Here is an 8424-nt window from a genome sequence, read left to right on the forward strand (position 1 = left end):
CGCGTCGCCGGCTTCGCCTGCACCTATGGCCTGCCAGCGTCGATCGACCGCAAGGGATCGCAAGTCTATCAGGCTCGGTGAGCGAACGGATTAGCCGTTAACAAAGAAAGCATCTGTCCGTTTCTCATTAATCATGCGTTCGGACTTTCGATCCAGCGTCAGGGCAGGCCCCCGAACGCGTCCTCCGGACCTTTGATGCTGACGTCGATCAAATCCGCACTTGCTTCCATGTTCGCAGTTCTTGCCGTTGTAACGGGCATTCAGGGCGTCATCACGGTTCGGCAACTCCAACACGCCGAAGCCGATGTGAAAAGCATCGCCGAACAACAATTGCCCAGCCTCGGCGCCATCCAGGACGTCAGCAACGCCGTCCTGAGCATCCGGGCCGGGGAGTTCCGGCTGGTGCTTTCGAACCTCGACGACAAGGTGATCGAGAACAACCTGATCGAACTCGAAGCCGATCGAAGGGACTTTCAAGCTGCACGGGGCCGTTACGAACCCTTGATCGGATCGGACGACGAACGCCGGAACTACGAAAAACTGTCGACGACGCTCGACAGCTACATGCGCCTCACGGCCAGCCTCCCCGGCCTGATGCGGGCCAAGCAGGCGGAGCAGGCGCAGCAATTGTTGATGGCGCCATGGCTTCGCGTCTTGTTCTCTTCGGCAGACACGCAATTGCGAAACGCCATCCTGCTCCACCAAAGTCGCGCCCATGCGAATCTGCGCAACAGCGTCGCGGTGCTGACCCATGCGAAGGTGGTGGCCCTTGTGTCCAGCATTGCGGCCGCCTGCCTGGCGGCCCTTGCCATCACGGTCAGCCATCTGCGATTCCTGCGGCCGCTTGGCATCGTCACGCGGGCCCTCAACCAGCTGGCGCACGGCAATGTCGGGGCCGGTCATGTGCCGTCGCGCAGACGGGACGAGATCGGTGCCATCAGCCAAGCCGTCGAGGTGTTCCGCGCCAGCCTGATCCGAGCACGCCGCGCCGAAACCGAGCGGGCCCGCAGCCAGCTGTTCGTCGAAAACATCGCGGCCAGCACGCCCGACGGCATTCTGGCCTTCGACGACGCAGGGGCCATCACCTTCTGCAACCAGGCGGCTGAGATCATGCTCGGCACACATGCGGTCGATTTGATGACCCATTGCATAAAGCCAGCCGTGTCGCTCGGTGCGCTGCCGTCCGAAGACTTCCCGGCCATCGGACCCGACCCGCGCGGCCGAACCATCGAAACGGAGATCCTTGGCCGTGAGGGTGGCATGCTCCCGGTCGAATTGTCCTACAGTCAATGGCGGCAGGATGGGCGCCTGATGTCCTGTGCGATCCTGCGCGACATCGGTGAGCGCAAGCGCAACGAGGCTGTCCTCAATCACATGGCGCATTCCGACGCCCTGACCGGCCTGCCGAACCGCCTTGTCCTCACCGCCCGCATGGGCGAGGCGCTGCGTGCGGCGCGGCCGCTGACGGTGCTGCTGCTCGACCTCGATCACTTCAAGCAGATCAACGACATCTTCGGGCATCAGGTCGGCGACGGCATCCTGAAAATCACGGCGGAGCGCTTGCTCGCCTGCACGGCGCGCGGCGACACGGTCACGCGTATCGGCGGCGATGAGTTCACGGTGGTGATTGACGGCCAGGCAGACCCGTTGCGGGCGGCTGCGACGGCCGAAACGATCATCGACGCGCTCAGCCAGCCCTTCCTGCTGCAGGGCCAGACCATCCACCTGGGGGCAAGCGTCGGCATCACGCTGGCCCCGCTGTTCGGCACCGATCCCGATGAATTGATGAGTTCTGCCGACCTCGCGCTTTATGCCGCCAAAGCGCAGGGGCGCCACGTGCATCGGCTGTTCACCCCCGACATGCGGAACGCCGCCGTGCGGGACAGCTTATGCCGGCAGGAATTGCCACGCGCCATCGAACGCGCGGAGTTCGTCCTGTTCTACCAACCTCAGGTTCGGCTCACCGACGGAGCGATCATCGGTGCGGAAGCCCTGATCCGGTGGCAACATCCCGACTTCGGCCTGATCCCCCCGGACCGGTTCATACCGATCCTGGAGGCGAGCCACTTGGCCGAGGAGGTCGGCGACTGGGTGATCCAGACGGCCTGCGCGCAGGCAGCGCAATGGCGCCGGATCTGGCCGGACTTCCGCATGGGGGTGAACCTCTCCGGCGCCCATTTCCAGTCCGGCCACATCGCCGACACGGTGAGCCGCATCCTGCAGGACACCGGGCTTCCCGGCTCGGCCCTGGAGGTGGAGATCACGGAGCACATCATCCTGCGCCACGACGAGCAGATCATCGCGCCGTTGCACGAATTGCGACGGCTCGGCGTCAGCATCGCTTTCGACGACTACGGTACGGGCTATGCGTCGCTGAGCCTTCTGAAGCGCTTCCCGCTCGACCGCCTGAAGATCGACCGCTCCTTCGTGCAGACCATCCTCGAATCCGAGACCGACGCCGCCATCGTCAGTACCGTCCTCAGCCTCGGCGCCAGGCTCGGCCTCAGCGTCATCGCCGAAGGCGTCGAGACGGAGGGCCAAGCGGAGCGGCTGCGGCAGAAAGGATGCGTGCAGGCGCAAGGCTACCTGTTCGGGCGGCCGTTGCCGCCGGACAGTTTCGAGGCCCGTTTTGCCATCGGAGTCGACGGTGAGCGGTTGCGGGCCTGATTTCGCTATTTGGCCACGCCGCCGGCACCAGCGGAGCCCGCCGGCGGGATCACGGGCATGCGGCTTTCGGTCGACGGCGCTTTTTCGATGCTCCCATCGCTGCCACCATCGGGGTGAATGACGCCACCGGTGGTGCTGAGCTTGTCGCTGAGAGTGCCGTTCTGCCGCGACACATCGGTCGGTGGCGCTTCCGAAGGCTGGCCGGCCTGGGCCAGCACCGGGCCGGGCAGCCCCAATAAAACACCAAGCAGAATGACGTTTCGTGCGACACGCATGAGGCACCCCTTTTTGGCGCCGTGAGGCGCTGGACCCGTTTGGCTAACCGTTGGCGCGTCCCATCGGTTCGACCGCCCTTTCGCCGCGACGAAAGCGCGCGAGGGGTGCGAGCGACACGCAAGAGGCACGATGTCAGTCATCAACGGGTTCGGGACAGACGCAATGATGGATGGCGACATGCTGGATCGACGCCACCCTGGCGATGCAGTGCCGGGGGACGATCTGGTTCAAAGCCGCATTTTCGAAGCCCCGGCACCGACCCCGCATACCCGACCGTTGCGCACCCTGCCGCTCTTGCGCGCCTTGCGGCAAAACCCCGTCGCAACCTGGACGGAACGCCATTTCGAAGAGCCGGTGTTGAGCGGCGAAAGCATCCTGGGCAAGATCACGGTCGTCAGCGATCCGGCCTTGATCCGGCACATCCTCGTCGACAACCAGGCCAACTACCCGAAAGACAGGCTGCAGCACCGCGTGTTGTCGTCGGGGCTTGGCCGTGGCCTTTTGCTTGCTGAAGGCGACACCTGGCGCCTGCAACGTCGCGCCCTGGCACCGTTGTTCTCGCCCCGAACCGTGACCGGTTTCGAGGCCGCGATGGCTGATGTGGCGGCGGAACTGGTCGCGCGTTGGGACCGGCAGCGCGACGGTCGGCGCATCGACGTGGCTTTCGAAATGGCGCGCACGACGCTGCACGTGCTGGCCCGCACGATCTTCTCGGCCGGTCTCGGCCGGCGCACGGAAGAATTTGCCACGGCCGTCACCCACTATCTCGAGGCGATGGGGAAGATCGATCCGCTCGACATCCTGGACATGCCGACCTGGATTCCGCGCATCGGTCAGCTGCGGGCGCGGCCGGCCTTGTCGTTCTTCGATGCCGTCGTGACCCGGATGATCGACGATCGCCGACGCGTGCTGGTCGATGAACCCGGATCGGCGCCACGCGACCTGCTCACCTTGTTGCTGCAGGCCCGCGACCCGGAAACCGGCACGGGATTGAGCGAGGACGACGTCAAGGCCAACATCGTGACCTTCATCGCGGCTGGGCACGAGACCACCTCGAACACGCTCACCTGGGCCTTGTACCTCCTGTCGCAGGACGAACAGGTCCGTTTGCGCGTCGAGGCCGAGGTGGATGCCGCCCTGCCCGACCAGCGCATCGTCGCTGGATCGCTCGAGAAACTGCCCTTCACCCGTGCCGTGATCGAGGAAACCCTTCGTCTCTACCCACCTGCCGCGACCCTCACGCGCGACGCGGCCGGCCCCGACATGCTGGGGCCGCTGCGCATCAAGGCAGGCAGCCGCATCGTCATCTCGCCCTGGGTTCTGCACCGGCACAAGCGCCTTTGGGAACAGCCGCAGGCCTTCGATCCAGACCGCTTCCTGCCCCCCCGCAAGGCTTCGGTGGACCGCTTCGCTTATCTGCCATTCGGGGCCGGCCCGCGCGTCTGCATCGGGGCTTCCTTTGCGCTGCAGGAGGCGATCGTCATCTTGGCCACCGTTCTGCGCGCCTACCGGCTGACCCTGTGCCAGGGCCATTCGGTCATGCCGATCCAGCGGGTGTCGCTGCGCTCACAGGGCGGCATGCCGATGCTGGTGCGACGTCGCACCTAGGCGGCACCCGATAGGCGCCGAAGGCACGTCACGAGCGCTTCACTTTCGAAGCAGGATCGGCAGCAGGGGGCTGCGATCCGCCATTCTTCTGGCGTCGGCAGGCGTCGGAACAATAGCGCACCTCGTCCCAGTCGCGAGCCCAGCGCTTGCGCCACGTGAAAGGCCGCCCACAGGTCGCGCAGATCTTGGTCGGCAGGTCGCCCTTGCGGCGCATCGGAGGCATGGAACGGGACGTCCTCGCGTTTCGCGGCCGTCAGGCCATGGCCACGATGGCGGACCACACGGCACCATAATGCAGCATGGCGCCCACCACCACGAAGCCGTGCCAGACGGCGTTTTGGAACGGCAGCCGCTCCCAAACGTGGAACACCACGCCGCAGGAATAGACCGCGCCGCCGATCCCGATGAGCCACAGGGTTACGGGCGGAAAGGTTTGAGCCAGCGCCCCGCAAACCGTGATCCCGCTCCATCCGAGCGCCAGATAAAGGCCGATCGAAAGCCCATCGTAGCGCCCGACGCGCAGCAGCTTGAGCGCGATGCCGGCCGCCGCGACACTCCAGACGACGGCTAGCAGCCACCACGCCTGCAGCATCACCATGAAGGGCGTGTAGGTCCCGGCGATCAGCAGGTAGATGGCCGAATGGTCGAGCCGGCGCAGGATCCATTTGGGACGCGACACCGGCCACAGATTGTAGAGGGCCGAGGCCGTCAGCGACAGCAGCAAGGTCACCAGATAGATCGCGGTCGCGGTTGTGGCCGCAGTTCCGCCGTGGGGCATGACCAGGAACCCGGCGAAGGCCAGCACGGCCAGCGTCAGGCCGATCGCATGGACGGCGCCGTCGGCCCGGATCTCGGCTCCCGTATAGCGCCACGGAATCTCGCCCAGCCAACGCGGGTTCCAGGCGCCGTCGCGCATCTGGGGATCGTCCGCAAGGCGTGGCTTCATCAGGCGATAAGCTCCTTCGGGGCGGATGCGGCACACACGAACCACGCGGCGACCCGCGCCCGAACCAGACCCCGGCAATGTGGCCCCACGATGGGACACGGCCGGATCACCGCAGCGCCTTCTTGGCGCGGTCGAGCGCCTGGCGGGAACTGGCCTCGATCAAGGCATTGCTCCGCAGCGCCACCACGTAATGCCGGCCACGACCGGCCGGACAAGACCCGTCGTCGGCGCTCAGAATCGCCTCGGTCGTGGCGTCCAGATCGACATGGTAGCCGTTCGGATCAGGCGCGGCGGCCCTGCGGCCCTTGCCGAACGCGTTCAGCATGCCACCCAGCACGACAGCCGGCGATGCTGGACTGCAGAACGACCGCGCCACCGTCAACACCACTGACGGCAGGCCACCCGAAAAGGCTGCACGGTAGTCGGACCCGTCGGAGCCGTCCGTGCAGGCGATGTCGCTCGAATAGGGTGGCGTTTGGCAAGGCAGGTGGGCGCCCACGATCACCTGATCGGCCGTCATGCCGAGCGCGATGCCATGCAGGTCCGTCTTCGTCGCCGCATCCGCAGGCGCCAAAAACATCCCCGCCATCATCACGGTCACGCCGGTGGTGTGCTTGAACATGGAACACCGCCTTGGCCCCGTTGCGTCGAGCGTCAGGGTGGCAACGGCGGGGGCCGCCAGGAGTTGCGCGCCGGCCGCCAGACCTACCCGGGCCAACCGAGCCCGAACATACGGGTGATTAACCCTGGGTATGATCTCCACACGGTGCCGCGACCGGGCTTTGCTATCCTAGCATCTGGGTCTTGCCGCACACAGCATGGCGTGAGGTCATCGTCCCCGGGAGCAATTGACGTGACGGCTTCGCACAGGATCACCGGCGCAGCGCTGCCGCCCAGCGAGCCGGTCGTCTTCACGGGTTTCACCGGCACCTATCAGGCGCCCCCGGTCGCCCCCCGCCGGGCCGTGCTGATGCTCAGTCCGGTCGGCTACGAGGAATTGTGCAGCCGCACCTTTTGGACGGTGTTGTCGGAGCGGCTCGCGGCTGCCGGCGTGGCCAGCCTGCGGTTCGACTATCCCGGCACCGGCAATGCGCTCGATGCCGAGCCCGACGACCTCGAGGATTGGCGGCTGGCGGCCCGCGAGGCCATGGATGCGCTTCGCCATCGCAGCGGCTTGTCGCGGATCGACGTTCTCGGCCAAAGCTTAGGCGCCAGCCTCGCGGCCCTTTGGGGTATGCGGCTCGGACCCGTTGACGCGTTGGTGCTGCTCGAGCCTGCCGTGAGCGGGCGCGCCTATCTGCGTGGATTGAAGGCTTGGGGAACCGCGGTGGCGGCTGCTTCGGGTCTTGGATCGGACGCCGCCGACGCGGCGCGTTACACCGTTGCGGGGCTCACTGTCCCACAAACGCTGCTCGCCACGATGGTCAAACTGGACCTCGGGACGTTGCAGGAGGCGCCCTGCCGGCGCGCGCTCGTCCTGGCACAGCCCGGGTCGCCCGCCCGAAAGTCGCTTACGGCTCGGCTCGAAGACCTCGGGGTGTCGGTTGATACGGGCGACTACCCCGGTTATCCGGCTCTGCTGACGGACCCGACCTTGGCCAAGGTCCCGGACGACACGATCGCGCGAGTGGTGACGTGGATGACGGCTCTGGCCGCCGAAACGGCGTCGGAGGTGGCACCCGTGGCCGACTTGGCGATGCCGACGGTGCTCCAGGGCGACGGCTTCATGGAAACGCCGATCCGCTTCGGCCCCGGCTTACGGCTCGCCGGCGTCTTGTGCGAGCCGACCCGCCGCACGCCGGACACCCCCGCGCTCGTCATCGCGGGTGCGGGGCGGGACTACCACATGGGGTGGGGTCGCGCCGCCGTCCGGCAGGCGCGTGGCCTGGCACGTTGCGGCACCGCCACCCTGCGGTTCGACGGAGGCGGCATCGGCGACAGTCGCCCGGCCGAGGACGCGCCGGACGAGTTCCTGTATTCGCGCCACATGTGCGACGACCTGCGGGCCGCCGTCGACCGGCTTGAAAATGCAGGCTATGGCACCATCGGGCTCGTCGGCCGCTGTAGTGGCGCTTGGGCGGCGTTCACGCTGGCGGTGGCGGACGCGCGCATCAGCAGCGTGGCGCTCATCAACATCGGCCATTTCAACTGGGACACCTCGAAGAATCTGGCCGACGTGATTCAATTCGCGCAGCGCAGCGTTGGCGACCTCGGCACGACCCTGATGCGACGCGACGGATGGCGCCGTCTGCTGACCGGCCAGTTGAACCTGCGCGGCGCTTGGCGGTTTCTAGGCCGGCAGCTGTCCCGCCACCTGTTCCGCCGCTACGCCGCGCTGCTTGGCCGGCTGACGGCCGAGTCGCGGCGCTACCATGACGTGCACGCCCAACTGGCCCGCCTGCGCCAGCGCGACGTGCGCGTTCTGCTGGCGTATTCGGAGCGCGACAGCAGCGTCGAGGAACTGCGCAGCTTCATGGGCGCCGACCTGCGCAAGCTGCATCGCTATCCCGGCATCGCGGTCAGGCATGTGGCTGGGGCCGACCACAACTTCACCCGTGGCGCGGCTCAGGAAGCGCTGCTCGAGCTGTTGCTGGCCTTCTCGGAACCCACCTCCCCGGCCGATCGGGCGTTGACCGCCAACGCCGAGCCGCGCCTGCGTCATGGTTACGAAACCCTGTCGGAGACCCGTCGTATCGAGGAGGTGCAGGCCATCGCGGGTTGACCATCCCACCGGATCGAGCATGGCCCTTACGGTTCAATTCACCTCTGAACGCGTAGTGTTTTCCGATGGGCAGGGCGTCCCCGGGGTGCTCCGCACGATCCATTGCGAGTTGAGGTCGTCATGTTGCATGAAATCAGGCAAGTCGTGGCAGACGCAGAGCTTCTGTCTTGTCCGGTTGAAACACTGTCGGACACGGCGGATTTGT

General features: G+C 66.4%; 7 protein-coding genes. 3 read left to right on the forward strand and 4 right to left on the reverse strand.

Going from position 1 to position 8424, the window contains the following annotated elements; all coding sequences use genetic code 11:
- Nucleotides 1-195: 195 nt before the first annotated feature.
- Nucleotides 196-2667, forward strand: coding sequence for an EAL domain-containing protein (locus P7D22_RS08460; RefSeq protein WP_319933786.1), 2472 nt, complete (start codon nt 196-198; stop codon nt 2665-2667).
- 5 nt (nt 2668-2672) lie between these two features.
- Here P7D22_RS08460 and P7D22_RS08465 read toward each other — a convergent pair whose 3' ends face one another.
- Nucleotides 2673-2942: a hypothetical protein gene (locus P7D22_RS08465; RefSeq protein WP_319933787.1), complete on the reverse strand. Its 270-nt coding sequence runs from the start codon at nt 2940-2942 to the stop codon at nt 2673-2675.
- A 178-nt stretch (nt 2943-3120) separates the two neighbouring features.
- On the opposite strand from P7D22_RS08465, the gene P7D22_RS08470 reads away from it, so the two are divergent.
- The gene (locus P7D22_RS08470) at nt 3121-4551 is read left to right on the forward strand and encodes a cytochrome P450 (RefSeq protein WP_319933788.1); all 1431 of its coding nucleotides are present in this window, start codon (nt 3121-3123) and stop codon (nt 4549-4551) included.
- Between the two features lie 28 nt (nt 4552-4579).
- Here the strand turns inward: P7D22_RS08470 and P7D22_RS08475 are convergent, their stop codons facing one another.
- The 3 genes from P7D22_RS08475 to P7D22_RS08485 all read right to left on the reverse strand — a co-directional run bounded on the left by P7D22_RS08475 (nt 4580) and on the right by P7D22_RS08485 (nt 6119).
- Entirely contained in the window at nt 4580-4774 is a 195-nt protein-coding gene (locus tag P7D22_RS08475; protein WP_319933789.1) for a DUF2256 domain-containing protein, read from the reverse strand.
- Nucleotides 4775-4804: 30 nt separating this feature from the next.
- Entirely contained in the window at nt 4805-5467 is a 663-nt protein-coding gene (gene trhA / locus P7D22_RS08480; RefSeq protein WP_319933794.1) for a PAQR family membrane homeostasis protein TrhA, read from the reverse strand.
- 136 nt (nt 5468-5603) lie between these two features.
- The gene (locus P7D22_RS08485) at nt 5604-6119 is read right to left on the reverse strand and encodes a hypothetical protein (protein ID WP_319933790.1); all 516 of its coding nucleotides are present in this window, start codon (nt 6117-6119) and stop codon (nt 5604-5606) included.
- A 231-nt stretch (nt 6120-6350) separates the two neighbouring features.
- On the opposite strand from P7D22_RS08485, the gene P7D22_RS08490 reads away from it, so the two are divergent.
- Nucleotides 6351-8219 (forward strand): serine aminopeptidase domain-containing protein, encoded by a 1869-nt coding sequence (locus P7D22_RS08490; protein WP_319933791.1) that lies wholly within the window; start codon nt 6351-6353, stop codon nt 8217-8219.
- Nucleotides 8220-8424 lie beyond the last annotated feature (205 nt).

It is taken from the genome of Lichenihabitans sp. Uapishka_5, from assembly GCF_033947565.1.
In the GTDB taxonomy this organism is placed as follows: Bacteria; Pseudomonadota; Alphaproteobacteria; order Rhizobiales; family Beijerinckiaceae; genus Lichenihabitans.